This is a genomic window from Streptomyces rhizosphaerihabitans, assembly GCF_025399795.1.
GTDB classification, from domain to species: domain Bacteria; phylum Actinomycetota; class Actinomycetes; order Streptomycetales; family Streptomycetaceae; genus Streptomyces; species Streptomyces rhizosphaerihabitans.
Map to the genome: position 1 here is coordinate 118,936 of NZ_JAODTZ010000021.1, position 18,524 is coordinate 137,459.

The window sequence follows — 18,524 nt, forward strand, 5'->3', positions numbered from 1 at the left end:
TTCCCTCCCTGCCCAGAGCCTCTCTCCGCAATGCCCGCACCGCGCCGTCTCTGTTCTCCGCCGGTCGCGACCATGCACGCCCGGAGAAGGACATTCGGGGCGGGCCGACGTTCATCGTGGATCGCGCAGAGAACGGGGCGTGGATCAGCGGCGGCGCAGCATCATGACGACGGCGACAACCACAATGATGAGGACGACGGTACCCAGGCCTATGTACACGGGTTTCTCTTTCCTTCGAGGGAGCGGCGCCCACTGGCGCCGCAAGAGCCGAGTGCCCCCGTCGGCGTCTTTCAGACCGCCTGGATGGCCTTGTCTCCTGGATGCGGCTGTCGGCCCCGCCTGCCTTTGGACGTGCCCCAGGGCGTCGGCGTGCACGACCGACAGGACGCCGGCCATCGACTCGTCAGTCTCGGCCGTGCCCGCTTCCTTCCTGGTGCAGGCGAGGATGCTGCGAGATCAGGTACCGGTCGCGGCTTGGAGTGCGGGAGAGAGACGTCGGTGAGCGCGCGCGGTGACGGTGGCGGTGACGGTGAGGATGAGGATGGCGAGCCGGGACAGCCAGATGGCGGCGATGCCGGCCAGGATGCAGGCGGCGCAGGCGAGAAGGCGTTCGGTCCACGCGCCGTGGACTGCGGCATGGAAGAACCAATCGGTGGCGGCGAGGCAGAGGGCGGGGCCGCCGAAGAAGAGAGGGGCGACGGTTGCGGAGCCGTGCCCGAGAGGGTGGGCGATGACGAGTTCGCCGGCGACGGTGAGGGTGACCGGGTCGGCCAGGACGGCGTAGGCGCCGTTCACGCCCAGGCGGACGGATCGTACGGGGTCGGTGGTGGAGGCGACAGGATGGTGGAGGCGACAGGGTGGTGAAGACATCCTCGCCGCCTCCGAAGTGCATCGCCCGCAGGCACTGCTCCGGGCCGTTTCCAGTACGGGCTGTTTCCTCCGCGCCGGGACCAGTTGCAGAGGCGGCTCAGTGATCCAGAGATTGCGCCGCAGGCTGGTCGCCTGCCGCCACACTGCGCCGACTCCGCCCTCAGCACTTGAGCAGCGTCGACAAGGTGGCTCCGAGGGCCAGTTCCGATGCCCGGCGTCCCCAACGCGTCCTCAAACGAGGCCGCAAGGGACCAGATGGAAGGCATGGCGGACGATCCCGCCAGCCCAGAAAGGGTGTCGTACCTGCCCGCAGCGGATTCCCCTTCCAGGAGGCCGGCAAATGACCGAAACCCCCGTCACCCGAGTGGCCCCGGCCCGGTACATGTGGCCGTTGTACGCGGCCGGATTCACCACCGCGTTCGGCGCCCACGGCATCGCCGCGAACCTGGGCGGCCACGGGAGCGGCGCGGTCACCTCGCTGATGGTGCTCGGCGGTCTGCTCGCCCTGTACGACGGCGCCGAGGTGCTGCTCAAACCGGTCTTCGGAACGCTCGCGGACCGTGTCGGGGCGCGCCCGGTCCTGCTCGGCGGGCTCGTCGCGTTCGCCGCCGCCTCCGCCGTGTACGCGGTGGCGGACAGCCCCGGATTGCTGTGGGCGGCGCGCCTCGGTCAGGGTGCCGCCGCGTCCGCCTTCTCGCCCTCGGCCTCCGCGCTGGTCTCCCGGCTGAACCCGGCGGCGAAGCAAGGCAGGGCTTTCGGCAGTTACGGCTTCTACAAGTCCGTCGGCTACACCCTCGGCCCGCTGCTCGGCGGAGTGCTCGTGTGGGCCGGCGGGCTACGGCTGCTGTTCACGGTCCTTGCGGTGCTGGGCGCGGCGGTCGCCGTATGGGCGGGGCTCGCCGTTCCCGTGGTGCCACCACTACCGAAGGCCCGGCAGACGGTGCTCGACCTTGCCAGGCGGCTGACACACCCGGACTTCCTCCGCCCGACCGCGGCACTGGCCGCCGCGACCGCCGCGCTCTCCGTCGGCGTGGGCTTCCTGCCCGTCTCGGGCCGGGCGGCCGGCCTCGGCACGGTCGCCACCGGGGCGGCCGTGTCGGTGCTCGCGGCCTGTGCCGCCGTCGTTCAGCCCCGGGCCGGACGCGCTCTGGACGCCGGACGCCTCACCGCGCGCGGCGGCATCATGGCCGGGCTGCTGCTCGCCGCCGCGGGTTTGGGCTGCGCGACCCTGCCGGGCGTACCGGGGGTGCTGTCCGGCGCGGCCCTGATCGGCACCGGAACCGGCCTGATCACCCCGCTGGGCTTCGCGGCCCTGGCCGCCTCGACTCCCGCCGAGCGGCTCGGCCAGACCATGGGCGCCGCCGAACTCGGTCGCGAACTCGGCGACGCGGGCGGCCCGTTGCTCGTCGCCGCCGTCGCCACGCTCACGACCCTCGACCACGGTTACGCGACTCTGGCCGTGCTCCTCACCATCGCCCCCGCGGCCGCTCTCGTACGCCGAGTCGCCGGACTGCGTATCTCTCGCTGACCGGCTCAGCAGGGCACGTCGAGCGTGACAGCTGCTCCCTTGACTCCCGCAGCCCCCATGGCTCCCGTGGTTCCCGGCGGGATGTTCTCGGCGCGGGCCGTTCCGCCGTGCGAGGCGGCGACCGCGGCGACCAGCGCGAGGCCCAGTCCCGCGCCGGCCGTGGTGCGGCTCGCCTCGGCGCGGCTGAAGCGGTCGAAGGCGTGCGGCAGGAAGTCCGGCGGGAAGCCGGGGCCTTCGTCGGAGACCGACAGGGACAGACGGCCGTCGCGTGTCTCGGCGCGCACCACGATGGCGCCGCGGCCGTGGCGCAGGGCGTTGTCGAGGAGGGTGCCCACGGCCGGTTCCAGCCAGCGGGGGTCGACCCGCACGGTGGCGTGGTCGTACGTGACGGTCAGGGTGCGGCCGTCGCGTTCGGCGGCTGTCCGGTACTGCGCGCAGGTGTCGTCGAGGAGGCGGTCGAGAGTGGTCGGGACGCGTTGGATGCGTTCGCCGCTGCCGAGCTGTTCGAGGTCGAGGAGGGCGTTGGCGAGGGTGACCAGACGGCGCGTCTCGGCGTCGACGGCGCGCAGGGTCTCGGTCAACTCCTCAGCGGTACGCGGCCGGTGCAGGGCGACGTCGAGTTCGGCGCGCATAAGAGTGAGCGGGGTGCGCAGCTCATGGCTGGCGTCCGCGATGAACTGGTGTTCGCGGGCGGCCGAGGCGGCCAGCCGGCCGAGCATCCGGTTGAGGGTGTTCCCGAGCCGGGTGATCTCGTCGTCGCGGTCGGTCGGCACTTCCAGCCGCAGCCCCGGTGACGCGTCGGCGCCGTCGGCGAGGGCCGCGGCACCCACCCGGTAGCGCTCGACGGGACGCAGGGCGGCGCGGGCGGCGCGGTAGCCGACGTACGAGGCTGCCAGCAGCGTGAGCCCCGAGGCGAGGGCGAGCTGGGCGAGGAGCTCGCGCAGTGCCTCGTCGCGGTGGCCTCGCTGGACGGCCGCGATGACGATGCGCGGCTGTCCGTCGGCGGTGACGCGCTCGGCCCGCAGACGCAGGGTGCCGTCGGTGATGGGCAGCAGGGCGCCTATGTCACGGCGGACGACGGCTCCGTGCGCGGCGGCAACGCGTTCGGCCGGCGTGAGCAGTCGCTGATCGCGGACGGCGGCGCTGGAGCGCAGCACCCGGCCGTCGGTGTCGAGGACCTGGCGCAGACTGCCGTTCGGGCCGGCCGGCAGATCCTGGCCGTTGCGGACGGCCCGGTCGAGGGTCTGCTGGTAGGCGGCGAGATCCTCGTCGAGTTGGCTGTCCAGCGCCGTTTCGACGCGCCAGTAGACCAGGCCCGCGGCGCCCGTGAGGACAAGTGTCATGGCGAGCGCGACGACGAGCACCAGGCGGCCGACGACGGGCAACCGCTGGAACTTGTAGATGTTGCCGTGCGCCATCCGGCGGCGCAGCGCGGGCGGCGACATGTCGACCAGCTCGATCTGGTCCGCCCGGCGTACGACTTCGTCAGGGACCGTCTCCTGCTGCCGGATGCCGGTGATGGACTCGACGACGTCGCCCAGCGATTCCAGGTGCTGGATGTTCACGGTGGAGATGACGTCGATACCTGCGGCGAGGAGTTCCTCGACGTCCTGCCACCGCTTGGTGTTGCGCGAACCGGGGATGTTCGTGTGGGGCAGTTCGTCGACCAGGGCCACCTGGGGGCGCCGGGCCAGCACCGCGTCCACGTCCATCTCCGTGAAAACGGTGCCGCGGTACTCCAGTTCCTTGCGCGGAACCTGCTCCAGACCGTGCAGCATCACCTCGGTGCGCGGCCGGTGATGGTGCTCGACGAACGCGACCACGCAGTCGGTGCCCCGCTCGACCCGGCGGTGCGCCTCGGAGAGCATCGCGTACGTCTTGCCCCCCCCGGTGCCGCACCGAGGTAGATCCGAAGTTTGCCGCGTGCCATCTTCTCGTCTCTTCGTCTCTACGGGCGGGGCTGTGGGGTGCCGACCGTGGTCTCGAAAGAGATCCGGTCGGGGATCCGGTCGGGAATTGAGCCAGGGACTCAGCGTTCGAAGCGGTAACCCATGCCGGGTTCGGTGATGAGGTAACGGGGGTGGGCGGGGTCCGCCTCCAACTTGCGGCGGAGTTGGGCCATGTAGACCCGCAGGTAGTTGGTCTTGTCGCTCTGGCTGGCCCCCCACACCTCCTGAAGCAGCTGTTTCTGCGTGATGAGCCGGCCGGGGTTGCAGACCAGGATCTCCATCAGATGCCACTCTGTCGGTGTGAGGCGCACGTCGTGCCCGTCGCGGGTCGCCTTCTTGGCGAGCAGGTCGATGGTGAAACCCTCCGTCGTGACGAATGTCGTCTCGGGGGCCAAGGGGATGTCCTCGGTGCGGCGGACGGCGGCCCGCAGCCGGGCCAGCAGTTCGTTCATGCTGAACGGTTTGGTGATGTAGTCGTCGGCACCCGCGTCGAGCGCGGCGACCTTCTCGTCGGAGGCCCGGCGCGCGGACAGCACCACGATCGGTACGCGGGTCCAGCCGCGGAGGGCTTTGATGACGTCCGTGCCGTCCATGTCGGGCAGTCCGAGGTCGAGCAGGACCACGTCGGGCTGCCGGGCGGCGGCGATCCGCAGGGCGGTGGTGCCGTCGGGGGCCGCGTCCACTCCGTACTTGCGGGCCCGCAGGTTGATCACGAGGGCCCGGACGAGCTGAGGGTCGTCCTCCACCACCAGTACCCGGGTCATCGGTGTGCGCCTTCTCTGTGGGACGGAGGGCCGGAACCTGTGGAACCGGCTTCGTGAACGCGGGAGTCGACGAGCCGGGGTGACTGCCCCGTCCGCCAACTCCCGCGCGGTGTGCGTAAGGCCATCAACTCTTTGCCACGAGTTCCTTGAGTGCGATGTTGAGTTCGAGGACGTTGACACGGGGTTCGCCGATGAAGCCGAGGGTCCGGCCGTCGGTGTGCTCGTCGACCAGCTTCTGCACCTGGGCGACGGGCAGTCGGTTCTTCTCGGCGATGCGGTGCACCTGGATGTCCGCGTACTGCGGGGAGATGTCCGGGTCGAGGCCGGAGCCGGAGGAGGTGACCGCCTCGGCGGGCACGTCCGCGGGCTCGACCGTGTAGCCGGGGACCGAGTTGTCCTTGATGACGGCGGCCTTGGCGTCCTTGACCCACTTGATCAGGTCGGCGTTGTCACCGGAACGGTTGGTGGCGCCGGACAGGATCAGGGAGTACTGGGTGTTGACGCTGTTGGTCCCCAGACCGTTCTGCGGACGGCCCTGGAACCACTTCAGGTCGGGCTCCGGGGTCTCCTGGCCCTTCTTCAAGGGCAGGTTGTACGCCTGCCCGATGAGCGAGGAGCCGACGACCTTGCCGTCCGCCTTGATCTCCGAACCGTTCGCCCTGCCGGGGAAGATCCCCTGGGCGATACCGGTGACGGCGAGCGGATACAGCACGCCGCACACAACCGTCAGGACGAGCAGGGCGCGCAGGCCGGCCCAGAGCAACCGGGCAGTGTTCGTAACCGAGTTGTTCATAGCCGATCAGCCGATTCCGGGGATGAGGGAGATGAGCAGGTCGATGATCTTGATGCCGATGAAGGGGGCGACCAGGCCGCCGAGGCCGTAGATCCCGAGGTTGCGCCGCAGCAGCTTGTCGGCGCTGACCGGCCGGTACTGCACGCCCCGCAGGGCGAGCGGGACGAGCGCGATGATGATCAGCGCGTTGAAGATGACGGCCGAGAGGATCGCGGAGTCGGGTGAGGACAGGTGCATGATGTTGAGCTTGTCCAGGCCCGGGTAGACCGCGGCGAACAGCGCCGGGATGATCGCGAAGTACTTGGCGACGTCGTTGGCGATGGAGAACGTCGTCAACGCGCCCCGGGTGATAAGCAGTTGCTTGCCGATCTCGACGATCTCGATGAGCTTGGTGGGGTTGGAGTCCAGGTCCACCATGTTCCCGGCCTCCTTGGCGGCCGAGGTGCCGGTGTTCATGGCCACGCCCACGTCGGCCTGCGCGAGGGCGGGGGCGTCGTTGGTGCCGTCGCCGGTCATCGCGACGAGCTTGCCGCCCGCCTGCTCCCGCTTGATGAGCGCCATCTTGTCCTCGGGGGTCGCCTCCGCGAGGAAGTCGTCGACACCCGCCTCCTCGGCGATCGCCTTGGCGGTCAGCGGGTTGTCACCGGTGATCATGATGGTCTTGATGCCCATGCGGCGCAGCTCGTCGAACCGCTCCCGCATGCCGTCCTTGACGACGTCCTTGAGGTGGATGACGCCCAGGATCCGGGCGCCCCTGCCGTCATGGACGGCCACCAGCAGCGGGGTGCCGCCGGCCTCGGAGATGCGGTTGGCCAGGGCCTCGGCGTTCGTCGAGACGGTGCCGCCCTGTTCCTTGACCCAGGTGATGACCGAACCGGCCGCGCCCTTGCGGATCTTCCGGCCGTCGACGTCCACACCCGACATCCGGGTCTGGGCGGTGAAGGCGATCCACTCGGCGCCCGCCAGTTCGCCCTGGTGCCGCTCGCGCAGCCCGTACTTCTCCTTCGCCAGTACGACGATGGAACGGCCCTCGGGTGTCTCGTCGGCCAGCGAGGAGAGCTGGGCCGCGTCGGCGACCTCCGCCTCGGTCGTCCCCGTCACCGGGACGAACTCCGAGGCCTGCCGGTTGCCCAGCGTGATGGTGCCGGTCTTGTCCAGCAGCAGCGTCGACACGTCGCCCGCCGCCTCGACGGCCCTTCCGGACATGGCGAGTACGTTGCGCTGGACCAGCCGGTCCATGCCGGCGATGCCGATCGCGGAGAGCAGGGCCCCGATGGTGGTCGGGATCAGGCAGACCAGGAGGGCCACCAGGACGACCATCGTCAGGTGCGTGCCCGCGTAGTTCGCGAACGGCGGCAGGGTGGCCACCGCGAGCAGGAAGACGATGGTCAGGGACGCGAGAAGGATGTTCAGCGCGATCTCGTTGGGCGTCTTCTGCCGGGCCGCGCCCTCGACCAGGGCGATCATCCGGTCGATGAAGGTCTCGCCGGGCTTCGTCGTGATCTTGATGACGATCCGGTCGGAGAGGACCTTCGTGCCGCCGGTGACGGCCGAACGGTCGCCGCCGGACTCCCGGATGACCGGGGCCGACTCGCCGGTGATGGCCGACTCGTCGACGGACGCGACACCCTCGACGACGTCACCGTCGCCGGGGACGATGTCGCCCGCCTCACAGACGACCAGGTCACCCACGCGCAGTTCGGTTCCGGGCACCTGCTCCTCGGACGTGCCGTCCTCGGAGAGCCGGCGCGCGACCGTGTCGGTCTTGGCCTTGCGCAGGGTGTCCGCCTGCGCCTTGCCGCGGCCTTCGGCGACCGCCTCCGCCAGGTTGGCGAAGACGACGGTGAGCCACAGCCAGGCGCTGATCGCCCAGCCGAACCAGTCGCCCGGGTCCTTGAAGGAGAAGACCGTCGTCAGGACGGAGCCGACGAGGACGACGAACATCACGGGGGACTTGACCATCACCCGCGGGTCGAGCTTGCGGAACGCGTCCGGCAGCGACTTGAGAAGCTGCTTGGGGTCGAACAGGCCCGCGCCGACCTTTCCTTCGTCCTTGTGGCCGGTCGGCACATCGCTGTGCGGCGCCCGAGTGGGAGTAGTCGTGGACACAGCGTCCTCTTGGTTGTCTATGCGTGTGGTCATGACGCCAGCCCCTCGGCCAGCGGGCCCAGCGCGAGGGCCGGGAAGTAGGTCAGACCGGTGATGATCAGGACCGCGCCCACCAGCAGCCCGGTGAACAGCGGCTTCTCGGTGCGCAAAGTGCCCGCGGTCGCCGGCACCGGCTTCTGCTCCGCCAGCGAACCCGCCAGCGCCAGCACGAACACCATCGGCACGAACCGGCCCAGCAGCATGACCAGCCCGATCGTGCTGTTGAACCACTGCGTGTCCGCGTTCAGCCCGGCGAAGGCCGAGCCGTTGTTGTTGGCACCCGAGGTGTAGGCGTAGAGGATCTCGGAGAACCCGTGCGCACCGGAGTTGGTCATCGAATGGCCCGGGGTGGACAGGGCCATCGCGGCGGCGGTGAAGACGAGCACCAGTGCCGGGGTGATGAGGATGTAGCAGGCCGCGAACTTGATCTCACGGGTGCCGATCTTCTTGCCGAGGTACTCGGGGGTGCGGCCGACCATCAGGCCGGCGATGAACACCGCGATGATCGCCATGATCAGCATGCCGTAGAGGCCGGATCCGGTACCACCGGGCGCGATCTCACCCAGCTGCATGCCCAGCATCGTGATCCCGCCGCCCAGACCCGTGAACGAGGAATGGAAGGAGTTCACCGCACCCGTCGACGTCAGCGTCGTGGCCACCGCGAAGATCGACGAGGCGCCGACGCCGAACCGGGTCTCCTTGCCCTCCATCGCCCCGCCCGCGATGTCGAACGCGGGACCGTGGTGGTGGAACTCGGTCGCCATCATCAGCGCGGTGAAGCCGATCCAGATGGTGACCATGGTGGCGAGGATCGCGTAGCCCTGCCGGATACTGCCCACCATCTGACCGAAGGTGCGGGTCAGCGCGAACGGGATGACCAGCAGCAGGAAGATCTCGAACAGGTTCGAGAACGGCGTCGGGTTCTCGAAGGGATGCGCGGAGTTGGCGTTGAAGTAACCGCCACCGTTCGTGCCCACCTCCTTGATCGCCTCCTGCGAGGCGACAGCGCCACCGTTCCACTGCTGCGAGCCGCCGAAGAACTGGCCCACCGAGTGGATACCGGCGAAGTTCTGGATCGCACCACAGGCCACCAGCACGACCGCCGCGACCACCGACAGCGGCAGCAGGATGCGGACCGTGCCGCGCACCAGGTCGGACCAGAAGTTGCCCAGCTCACCGGTCCGCGAGCGGGCGAAGCCACGCACCAGCGCCACGGCCACCGCCATGCCGACGGCCGCGGAGACGAAGTTCTGCACCGCCAGACCGGCGGTCTGCACGACATGGCCCATGGCCTGCTCGCCGTAGTACGACTGCCAGTTGGTGTTCGTCACGAACGACGCGGCGGTGTTGAACGCCTGGTCGGGGTCGATCGCCGTGAAGCCCAGCGAGCCGGGCAGGTGACCCTGCACGCGCTGCAGAAGATAGAGGAACAGGACACTGACGGCCGAGAAGGCCAGCACACCGCGCAGATACGCGGGCCAGCGCATCTGCGCATTCGGGTTGGCACCGATGCCCTTGTAGATCCACTTCTCCACGCGCAGGTGCTTGTCGGAGGAGTAGACCCGGGCCATGTAGTCGCCCAGGGGACGGTAGGCGAGGGCCAGCGCCGCTATCAGAGCCAGCAACTGGAGCACGCCGGCGAGAACGGGACTCATATCGAGGCTCAGAACCTCTCCGGGAAGACGAGGGCGAGGACGAGATAGCCCAGCAGGGCGACGGCCACGATCAGGCCGACGACGTTCTCGGCGGTCACAGCTTCGTCACCCCCTTGGCGACGAGGGCCACCAGCGCGAACACCGCGATCGTGGTGACGACGAAGGCCAGGTCGGCCATCGTGAGCTCCTAGAAGAGGTGCGGATCGAACGGACGATTAGAGGAAACCGTCTCCCTGGCCGAATTCGAGCGCCGTTGACGGCTCCCATACGGAGGCTCGGACACCTTTGACGGAACTCTTACGGCCTACTCATCCATCTACCGGAACCGATCCCCCATCCGCCTGAGACGTCGACGGCCCGCGCCATCGAGGTGCGGGAATCCCCTTCCGGCAGGCCATGCCACACCCTGGCGTCAAGAACGAGCAGGGTGCCCATCAGAGTCCCGTCAAGGCATGCGGTTCCGGCCTCCCCGGGCCTCTGCCTTCGGCAGCATGGAACGCCGCTACGACGCGCGACACGACGCGATCCGCACTCCTCCAGAGCCGCCCGCGGAAGTGGCGCACGACCGCCTCTGGGCAAGGGATCTGCGCAGCTCGATCCGCTGCGCGGCCGTACTGCTCACCACTCTCCTGCTGATCGACTGGGGAGCGGGCACGTTCACCCCCCCCTGCGCGGCGCGCTGTGGGCCGGGCTCGGCGTGCTCCTGTTCCTGGTGCTGTACCCGCCCAGGGTCAGCGTGGGAAAGGGCTGGCTGGCCTCACGCGGACTGCTGCGGAAGCGGCGGGTTCGCACCGACCTGCTGGTGTCGGTGCGCTGTCTGGACGGCGTCTCGCAGCGGCTCCTCCTGCGGGACGCGTCCGGTGTGCGGGTCGAGATCAACCCCCGGGTCCTGGTGGACAACCCCGAACTGTGGCACCGCCTGGACGAGGACGCCCAGAAGTCGGCGGTGTCCGGATCGCTCACCTGCGGGGCGACCGCGCTGCGCCAGGTCTCGGAGCGGATCGATCGTGAGACCGCCCTGACCGTCTTCAAGGTCTCCGGGCTGGGCTGAGCCCGCGCCGCCCTCATCCCCGTCTGTCCACCGGATGCGGCTGCACCCCGGTCATGAGGATGTCCAGACCGCGCCGCGTCGTCGCCAGCACGACTCGGTCGGCCGCCCGAAGCACCCGCCCGTGGGGTGGACGCCAGTCGAAGCCGGGCCGGCGGAACCGGACCCCCGCGAGAGTGTCCCCGGACGAGGAGGCGGGGTGCGCCGTGGCTGAGCCGACGGCGAGGACCCGCCACTCGTGCTCGCGGAACGCCTCATGAACGAGCGTCCCTCGAGTTCGGGGTGCCCGGCCACGTCGACCACCGTGAACAGCAGCGAGCCCCGCTCGACCGGCATCACTCCCAGCACATGGCGGCCCATCATCGCGGCAGCGAAGGAGGGCGCCGCGAGCGCCGAAACGCTGCGGCTGCGGGTGGGCGCGTCGGGGTAGGAGGCGCGCAGGGTGCGCGATCTGCTGTACCGGTTCTACCGCCGATGCGCCGAAGCCGACCTTCCCGAACTGCAGCGCCTAGCCACAACCGTCGAGACATGGTGGCCAGAGATCCTTGCGTTCCTGCACACCGGGATCACCAACGCCGGCCCCGAAGGCACCAACCGGGTCATCAAGACAATCGCCCGCGACGCCTACGGCTTCCGCAACCCCGGCAACCAGCGCTTACGCACCCGCTGCGCGACCAACCCGTCGAGCCCGTGGACACCTCGATGCCCGCTAATTTCGTTGAGCTTGCACCCTGCAATCGTGTTGGCTAGCGGCACCGAACTGTCAGTACCGCAGGTGTCCGCTTGGCTGTAGCAGGGAGTTAAACGTGCAGGACATTGTTGTCGACCCCGTTGCCCACAATCGAGCAGCCTGGGACAAGTACGCCCAAGAGGGCAACGAGTGGTCGAGGCCGGTGAGTGCTGAGGATGTCGAGCGCGCCCGCATGGGCGACTGGTCGATTGTTCTCATCGGGCGTGAGCCAGTCGACCGCTCCTGGCTGCCGACGGACCTGACCGGCAAGGACGTGTTGTGCCTGGCCTCCGGCGGTGGCCAGCAGGGTCCGATCCTCGCCGCCGCAGGGGCGCGGGTCACCGTATTCGACAACTCACCCCGCCAGCTCGGCCAGGACCAGATGGTGGCGGCGCGCGACGGACTCGAGCTGCGCACCGTCCTAGGCGACATGCGCGACCTCAGCGCCTTCGGCGACGCAACATTCGACGTCGTATTCCATCCGGTCTCTAACCTATTCGTACCAGACTTGGCAGCGGTGTGGCGTGAGTGCTTCCGCGTCCTGCGACCGGGCGGAACTCTGCTCGTGGGCTTCCTCAACCCTGATGCGTACTTGTTCGACCACGAGGCGCTCGACGAGCGCGGCGAGCTGATCGTCGTGCACAAGCTGCCCTACAGCGATGTCACGCAGTACTCCGCCGAGGAACGCGCCACGAAGTTCGGCGCGGACGCCCCTCTTGAATACAGCCACACCCTCACCGACCAGATCGGCGGGCAACTCGCCGCGGGGTTCGTCCTCACCGGCTTCGCGGAAGCGCCGGACCGATCCAACGCATCCGCTCAATACATGTCGAACTATTTTGCGACGCTGGCGGTCAAGCCGGGCTGACCCAGCCGTGGGCCGGCCGAGACGGCCGTGTCTCCGAATGGCCAAGTGGAGCGCTGTGCCAGCCCGACCCCCCACTAACTTCGCCGAGCCCGTATAGGTCTGTCATTTCGTCCCGTATGCGTCCATCAGCCGTCCCTCACCGGCCCCGCAGTGTCGAGAGCCGCGCCCGTCTGGTCGGCGAGGGTGACCGCGACCAGGCGTGCCTGGAGCGGCGGTACGGGGCCCGGGCCGGGGGTGAGCATGAAGCGGCCCAGGTAGCGGCCGTTGCGGTGGGTACGCAGTTCGATCTCGCCGTCCGGCCAGCCGCTCGCGTCGAGATCCCGGTGCCGCCGCCCGACCGCCAGGTTGCCGTCCTGTTCCAGGCGCGGCGGCTGCCCCATCAGGGTGCCGTACTCGAAGCGGCAGCCGCGCAGGCCGAGGAGTTCGGTCAGCTCGCGGCGGACGTGGTCGACCACGGTGTCCGAGGACTTCGCGGACTGGGCGAGCTCGGCCGTCTCGTGGATCCGGGCCAGGTGTCCCGCGTCCGTCACGGTGATCGCTTCGAGGCGGCGGGCGCGGGCCGCGAGCTGGGACACGATCAGGCCGACGATCAGCAGCAGGACGGCCGTCTCGATGTCCGCGGACGCGGTGATGTCGAAGGTCTGGTACGGACGGGTGAGGAAGAAGTCGAACCAGGCCGCCGCCGACAGCGCCGCGACCGCACCAGCCGTACGGCTGCCGATCGCCGCGACCGCGACGACCACCACGACCACCACGACCAGGATCAGCGCCGCGTTGGTACGCGACAGATCCGTTCGGAAGGGCACGAGGGCGAGTGCCACCAGGAACGGGCCCAGGAGACCCGCCACCAGGGCGAGCCGGTCCCGTATCGGATATCCGGTCATCACGCCGTCACCTCCTGCGCTCGTCACGACGGCTCCGAGCCCCTGTGTCCTGGCGCTCACGAGTCCTGGTGTGCCGCTTTCGGTGTTCATACGCTGCCTCCTACGCTCCGCGGATCACCGGGGTGCTCCGCCCGCTCGGCGAACGGCAGGGACAGGACCATGGTCAGGCCGCCGCCGGGGGTGTCCTCCGGGGCGAGAGTGCCGTCCATCGCCTCGGTCAGCCCCCGGGACAGGGCCAGGCCCAGCCCGAGGCCGGTGGTGTTGTCGGTGTCGCCCTGTCGCTGGAAGGGTTCGAAGAGCCGGTCGCGGTCGGCGGATGATGAGTCCTTCGAGGATCTTGGAGGAAGTGACTGCCTTTTCGCTCATACCGGACGGCGAGTCGGCGGTAGCCCGACGGCCAGGAGATGGACCTCTCGATCTTCCAGCGTGGCGTCCGAGTCGTTCGGAGGACTCGATACCGGGCGGGCGATATGGGCGAGCTTCTACCGTGCGGCGGACAAGTCACTGGAGTGGCAACGGTGTTGAGTGGTCGTGAGTCAGGTGGCGCGGAAGGTGACGCGGACGGTCAGTCCTCCGTCCCGGCCGGGGTGGGCGGTGATGTCCGCGCGGTGGGCATCGGCGATGGATCTGGCGATGGACAGGCCCAGGCCGTGACCGGTGGTACCGATACGGTCCTGGCCGAGGCGGCGGAAGGGCTCGAAGAGGTCGGCGACCTGGTCCGGTTCGATGGTGCTGCCGGTGTTGGCAACGGTCAGGGCACGGTCGGTGAGATGGACGGTGACGGTGCCGCCGGGCCGGTTGTACTGCAGGGCGTTGTCGAGCAGGTTCGTCTGCAGGTGACGCAGCAGAGTGGGATCGCCCTCGACCCGGAGCGGCTGGTCCGCCGTCAAGGTGAGCGAGAGGTCCTTCGCCCGGGCGGCGGGCTGCAGTGCGCCGGTCAACTGGCGTGCCATCGCGGCGAGGTCGACCTCTTCGGTCTCCTGCAGGCCGCTGTCGCTGCGGGCCAGAACGAGCAGTGAGTCGATCAGTGTCTCCGCCTCGCGGTTGACGGCCAGCAGGTCCTCTCGTACGTCCGCCAAGCCGTCGGGCAGGGGGTCGGCCAGTCCGACCTGCAGGCTTGTCCGCTGCACGGCCAGCGGGGTGCGCAGTTCGTGCGAGGCGTTGGTGACGAAGCGGCGCTGGCCGGCGAACGCCTTCTCCAGGCGTTCGAGCATGATGTCGAAGGTGTCGGCGAGTTTGTGGAGCTCGTCGTCCGGTCCGGTGAGAGCGAGACGCTCGTGCAGGTTCTCCTCACTGATCCTGCGCGCCGCGTCCGTCACCGCCGCCACCGGCCGCAGCGCACGCCCGGCGATCCACCACCCCACGACAGAAGCGAGCAGGGTGATCAGTACCAGCCCGACGCCGGACCACAGGAGCATCTGCTGCAGCGCCGCGCCCTGTACGGCGGCCACCGTCCGGTCGACCAGCTTGAGGGCGATGCCGTCGGAGTCGGTGCCGTGCGGGAGGGGGAGGCTCGTCCCACCCGGGGTCGTCGGGCTCACCGGCGTGGTCGTGCCCGTCGGACTCGCCACGCTGACCGGCCCCACAGGGCCGACGCCGGAGACCACATCGATGTCCCGCACCTGCTGGGTGGTTCCGTAGCGAGCCAGCACCACCACGAAGGCCAACAACACGGCCCCCGCCAGTACGAACAAGACGGCGAAGGCGGCGGCGATCCTGCCCCGGAAGGGCATCTTGCGCAGGGGGCGGCGCATGCGGGCCGACCAGGTCAACGGCACAGCCGATACCCCTCACCGGCGTCCGCCACGATCGCGTCCGGCAGGCCGAGTTTGCCCCGCAAGCGACTGACGGTGGCGCGGACCGCGCTCGTGCGCGGGTCCAGGTGCTCGTCCCAGACGGAACGCACCAACTCCCGGTGTGTGACGGCCTCGCCGCGTGCCTCGACCAGCATCAGGAGCACGGCGAACTCCTTGGGCGTGAGATCGACCGCCCGGCCGTCCACGCGCACTTCGTGCCGGGACAGGTCCAGAGAGATCCCCTGATAGTGATGGACGACCGGCGACGCCGTGGGCGTACGCCGGCTCAGTGCCCGCACCCGGGCGACCAGTTCGGTGAAGTCGAAGGGCTTGGTGAGATAGTCGTCGGCTCCCAGGCGCTCCAGGCCGTAGACCCGGTCCTCGAGTGTGTCGGCCGCGGTCAGCATCAGGATCATCGGCGGATCCGCCCGTCCGCGGAGCCGGAGACAGACCGCGTCGCCCGTCATCACCGGCAGATCGCGGTCGAGGACGAGCACGTCGTAGTCGGCAAGCAGGCACATCCGTTCGGCCTCGTCGCCCGATGCGGCGATGTCGACCGCCATGGACTGCCTGCGCAGGCCGGTGGCGATGGTCCGCGCCAGGATCGCGTGATCCTCGGCTACCAGAACTCTCATGTGATCAGAAGACCACGCCCGCGTGTACAGCGAGATAAACGCCGTCCGGTGCGTTCGCCCACGAACCGTCCGGACCCAGCGCCCGATCAGCCCATCCCGGTGGGCGAACCCGGGAGCTGCGACTTTATGCGGCCGTAACAGCCTTTATGTCGCTGTGCGGGTCCGGCTGTTGTCCTGCGTCCATGAACTTCGTCAAGCGGGCTGCCTTCAGCCTGGGGGCCAGAAGAGGAAAGACCAGCCTTCTGCTCGGCATTTTCCTGGTGGTCTGCACACTGCTGCTGGGCGGCTTCCTGCTCCGGGACGCGACCACCCGCCAGGAGGCCGAGGCCCAGCGGCGTATCGGCGTGGACGTCACTGTGCGCGGCGCCAAACTGACCTCACACACGGTAGACACGCTCGGTTCCTCCCCGGTGGTGCAGCGGTACAACCCGGTGCTGCGCGGAGTGAGCAAGCCTCCGGGGCTGCCTCTCGTGACCTCGAACCTGCCGAAACCCGGCCGACCGGAAGGAGGCAGCGACCGGGGCCAGGACGGACTGGCGGTGAACGGCATCCGTGACTCGGGGATGCTCCTCGACTTCTCCACCGGCCGTTCCACGATCGTTGCCGGTCGCGGGCTCACCTCGCAGGACAACGCCCGCAAGGTCGTTCTGGTCAACCAGCGCCTGGCCGCGAAGAATCATCTGAAGGTCGGCGACACCGTCCCCCTGGCCTCCCCCGACGGCAAGCACACGGACTCCTTCACCGTCGCCGGCGTGTACGAGGACTCCCGCCAGGACCCGCCCCAGTGGGTGGCGCCCAGCGAGCTGTCCGCGAACCAGGTGTACGCCCCGGCCGCCGCCCTGTCCGTGCTCGGCTTCGGAACCAAGCCCGACGAAGCCGTCTTCAAGATCCGCTCTCCCGAGCAGGCCCGGCAACTGCACACGGAAGCCGCCCGGTTGCTCGGCACCGACGGCTTCCGCTTCGACATCAACGACAAGGCGTACCGCGACCAGGTCCTGCCACTGCAGCGGGTCGGGACGTTCACCACCGCCCTGGTCTGGCTGATCACCCTGTCCGGAGCGGTGATCCTCACCCTGATCGTGACCATGACGATCAGGGACCGCCGCGACGAACTGGGCATGCTGCTCGCCCTGGGCGAGAAGAAGTGGAAACTCATCGGCCAGCACACCGTGGAGGTCGCGGCCGTCCTGCTGCCCGCCCTCGCTCTGGCAGCCCTGGCCGGCCAGTCCCTGGCCCACCACGCGGGCACCATGCTGCTGGTTCGCGAGCAGCACAGCGTCACCGCCGGCCAGAACCCCGCCGACCAGAACCCCACGGTGTCAAACATCCGCATGGACATCGGCGACCTCGGCAAGGTCGCCGCCATCGGCCTGGGCATCGCCCTGGTCGCCACCGCCGTCCCCGGCATCGGGATTCTCCGACTGCACCCGCGCTCCATCCTCACCGACACCGAATAGGCCCACCCCTCATGAACTTCATCAAACGCGCCGGCCTGAGCCTGTGGTCACGCAAAGCCAGAACCCTGATCACCCTGGGCACCTTTCTGGTCATCTGCACCATGGTGCTCGCCGGGTTCCTCATCGGAACCGCCACCGGACGCGCCGCCGACAGCGCCGAACGCCGCCTCGGCGCCGCCGTCACCCTTGAGATGGATCTCACCGGCGCGGGGGGCGGCATGCCGGGCCAGGCCCCGCAGATCGGCTCGGACGTCGTCGACAGGATCGGCGGATCCCCGCTGGTGGCCAAGTACAACTACACGTACAACGACGGAACCACGCTGCTCGGCGGCCTCGAACTCACCAGCAGCAAACGTTTCGCGTCCGATGCGCCCGCCACCTACACCCTGGCCGCCGGCGTCCGGGACTCCTCCCTGCTCCCCGATTTCGCCAGCGGCAACTGGAAGCTGCTGTCCGGCGAGCATGTCACCGCCGCCGATCAGAACCACAACGAGGTCCTGATCGAGGAACGGCTGGCGAGCAAGAACCACCTCAAGGTCGGCGACAAGATGACGCTGTCCGAGAACGACCCCACCGGCAAGGGCAAGGCCGTCTTCACCGTCAAGGGCATCTACCACAACCCCTCCGACCAGCCCGACCCCGACTACCAGCAGGCCCCGGGCGACAAGCTGATCGTCCCGGCCGGCGCACTGGGCAAGCTCAACTCCGGCGGCAAGCAGGGCCCGACCCCCCTGCAGGGCGCGACCTTCCAGCTGAAGGACGCCGCCGCGTTCGACGCCTTCCACGCACAGGCCGACCGTACGGCCGGGAACGCGCTGAAGGGATTCAAGCTCAGCATCAACGACAAGGCTCTGAAGCAGATGACCGGTCCCCTGGACAGTGTCACCACCTCCGCGACCGCGGCCATGTGGCTGATCGGCATCGCCGGGGGCCTCGTCCTGGGTCTGCTCGCCACTCTCGCGGTCAAGCAGCGCCGCACGGAGTTCGGCATCCTGCTGTCCTTGGGCGAGACGAAGTGGAAGCTGGTCGCCCAGCAGTGCGTCGAGATCGTCGTCGTCGCGGTCCTCGCCATCGGTCTGAGCTCGGTGTTCGCCCAGAACCTGACTCAGAAGGCAGGCGACACGTTGCTGCACGACCAGGCCGCCTCGGCCCAGCGGAAGATCAACGCCTGGCAGCCGCCGCCCCCCGGCTCCACCGGACTGGAACAGGGCATCGACCCGAACTCCGCGCCGGTCAAGGGCGCCGACCCCATAGACAAGATCACTGTCCGGCTGCAGCCGTCGGACGTCGCCACCGTCGCCGGTATCGGTCTGGGCATCGGTCTGCTGGCCACCGCGATTCCCGCCGCCTCCGCGCTGCGCCTCAACCCCCGCCGCATCCTCACCAAGGGCAAGTGACC

16 protein-coding genes and 4 pseudogenes are annotated in these 18,524 nt (G+C 69.2%); 6 read left to right on the top strand and 14 right to left on the bottom strand.

Going from position 1 to position 18,524, the window contains the following annotated elements; translation table 11 throughout:
* Positions 1–456: 456 nt before the first annotated feature.
* On the bottom strand, positions 457–870 hold the full coding sequence (locus N4G66_RS22030) for a low temperature requirement protein A (protein ID WP_261705867.1): 414 nt from the start codon (positions 868–870) through the stop codon (positions 457–459).
* 382 nt (positions 871–1,252) lie between these two features.
* Between N4G66_RS22030 and N4G66_RS22035 the strand changes: the two genes are divergently transcribed.
* On the top strand, positions 1,253–2,398 hold the full coding sequence (locus N4G66_RS22035) for an MFS transporter (protein ID WP_261705897.1): 1,146 nt from the start codon (positions 1,253–1,255) through the stop codon (positions 2,396–2,398).
* 5 nt (positions 2,399–2,403) lie between these two features.
* Here N4G66_RS22035 and N4G66_RS22040 read toward each other — a convergent pair whose 3' ends face one another.
* The 7 genes and pseudogenes from N4G66_RS22040 to kdpF all read right to left on the bottom strand — a co-directional run bounded on the left by N4G66_RS22040 (position 2,404) and on the right by kdpF (position 9,805).
* Positions 2,404–3,816 (bottom strand): sensor histidine kinase, encoded by a 1,413-nt coding sequence (locus N4G66_RS22040; RefSeq protein ID WP_315903677.1) that lies wholly within the window; start codon positions 3,814–3,816, stop codon positions 2,404–2,406.
* Positions 3,793–4,328 (bottom strand): annotated as a pseudogene (locus N4G66_RS22045) (histidine kinase); the annotation flags it as partial. The pseudogene N4G66_RS22045 and the gene N4G66_RS22040, both read right to left, overlap by 24 nt.
* A 99-nt stretch (positions 4,329–4,427) precedes the next feature.
* On the bottom strand, positions 4,428–5,111 hold the full coding sequence (locus N4G66_RS22050) for a response regulator (protein ID WP_261705868.1): 684 nt from the start codon (positions 5,109–5,111) through the stop codon (positions 4,428–4,430).
* Positions 5,112–5,235: 124 nt separating this feature from the next.
* Positions 5,236–5,904, bottom strand: a complete 669-nt coding sequence (locus N4G66_RS22055) for a potassium-transporting ATPase subunit C (protein ID WP_261705869.1) — start codon at positions 5,902–5,904, stop codon at positions 5,236–5,238.
* Positions 5,905–5,910: 6 nt separating this feature from the next.
* Positions 5,911–8,046, bottom strand: coding sequence for a potassium-transporting ATPase subunit KdpB (gene kdpB, locus N4G66_RS22060; protein ID WP_261705870.1), 2,136 nt, complete (start codon positions 8,044–8,046; stop codon positions 5,911–5,913).
* A complete protein-coding gene (gene kdpA / locus N4G66_RS22065) occupies positions 8,043–9,707 on the bottom strand; it encodes a potassium-transporting ATPase subunit KdpA (RefSeq protein WP_261705871.1) in 1,665 nt (554 codons plus the stop codon). The genes kdpB and kdpA overlap by 4 nt, the downstream gene beginning before the upstream one ends.
* An 8-nt stretch (positions 9,708–9,715) precedes the next feature.
* Positions 9,716–9,805 carry a K(+)-transporting ATPase subunit F gene (kdpF, locus tag N4G66_RS22070; RefSeq protein WP_037896654.1) on the bottom strand — a complete coding sequence of 30 codons (90 nt, stop codon included), beginning with the start codon at positions 9,803–9,805 and terminating at the stop codon, positions 9,716–9,718.
* Positions 9,806–10,404: 599 nt separating this feature from the next.
* On the opposite strand from kdpF, the gene N4G66_RS22075 reads away from it, so the two are divergent.
* A complete protein-coding gene (locus tag N4G66_RS22075) occupies positions 10,405–10,758 on the top strand; it encodes a hypothetical protein (RefSeq protein ID WP_261705872.1) in 354 nt (117 codons plus the stop codon).
* Positions 10,759–10,771: 13 nt separating this feature from the next.
* Here the strand turns inward: N4G66_RS22075 and N4G66_RS45950 are convergent.
* A pseudogene (locus tag N4G66_RS45950) lies at positions 10,772–11,202 on the bottom strand (NAD-binding protein); the annotation flags it as partial.
* Between the two features lie 4 nt (positions 11,203–11,206).
* Here N4G66_RS45950 and N4G66_RS22085 point away from each other — a divergent pair.
* Positions 11,207–11,548 carry a transposase gene (locus N4G66_RS22085; RefSeq protein ID WP_391858853.1) on the top strand — a complete coding sequence of 114 codons (342 nt, stop codon included), beginning with the start codon at positions 11,207–11,209 and terminating at the stop codon, positions 11,546–11,548.
* 13 nt (positions 11,549–11,561) lie between these two features.
* Positions 11,562–12,353 carry a class I SAM-dependent methyltransferase gene (locus tag N4G66_RS22090; protein WP_261705875.1) on the top strand — a complete coding sequence of 264 codons (792 nt, stop codon included), beginning with the start codon at positions 11,562–11,564 and terminating at the stop codon, positions 12,351–12,353.
* A 125-nt stretch (positions 12,354–12,478) separates the two neighbouring features.
* Here N4G66_RS22090 and N4G66_RS22095 read toward each other — a convergent pair whose 3' ends face one another.
* The 5 genes and pseudogenes from N4G66_RS22095 to N4G66_RS22115 form a co-directional block, all read right to left on the bottom strand.
* Entirely contained in the window at positions 12,479–13,237 is a 759-nt protein-coding gene (locus N4G66_RS22095) for a DUF4118 domain-containing protein (RefSeq protein ID WP_261705899.1), read from the bottom strand.
* Between the two features lie 86 nt (positions 13,238–13,323).
* A pseudogene (locus N4G66_RS22100) lies at positions 13,324–13,548 on the bottom strand (sensor histidine kinase); the annotation flags it as partial.
* 29 nt (positions 13,549–13,577) lie between these two features.
* Positions 13,578–13,696: pseudogene (locus N4G66_RS22105) on the bottom strand (IS5/IS1182 family transposase); the annotation flags it as partial.
* A gap of 77 nt (positions 13,697–13,773) precedes the next feature.
* On the bottom strand, positions 13,774–15,015 hold the full coding sequence (locus N4G66_RS22110; RefSeq protein WP_261705876.1) for a sensor histidine kinase: 1,242 nt from the start codon (positions 15,013–15,015) through the stop codon (positions 13,774–13,776).
* Positions 15,006–15,668, bottom strand: a complete 663-nt coding sequence (locus N4G66_RS22115; RefSeq protein ID WP_261705877.1) for a response regulator transcription factor — start codon at positions 15,666–15,668, stop codon at positions 15,006–15,008. The genes N4G66_RS22110 and N4G66_RS22115 overlap by 10 nt, the downstream gene beginning before the upstream one ends.
* 182 nt (positions 15,669–15,850) lie before the next feature.
* Between N4G66_RS22115 and N4G66_RS22120 the strand changes: the two genes are divergently transcribed.
* Together N4G66_RS22120 and N4G66_RS22125 are read left to right on the top strand one after the other, a co-directional pair.
* The gene (locus N4G66_RS22120) at positions 15,851–17,125 is read left to right on the top strand and encodes an ABC transporter permease (RefSeq protein ID WP_261705878.1); all 1,275 of its coding nucleotides are present in this window, start codon (positions 15,851–15,853) and stop codon (positions 17,123–17,125) included.
* An 11-nt stretch (positions 17,126–17,136) separates the two neighbouring features.
* On the top strand, positions 17,137–18,522 hold the full coding sequence (locus N4G66_RS22125) for an ABC transporter permease (protein ID WP_261705879.1): 1,386 nt from the start codon (positions 17,137–17,139) through the stop codon (positions 18,520–18,522).
* The last annotated feature ends 2 nt before the right edge of the window (positions 18,523–18,524 follow it).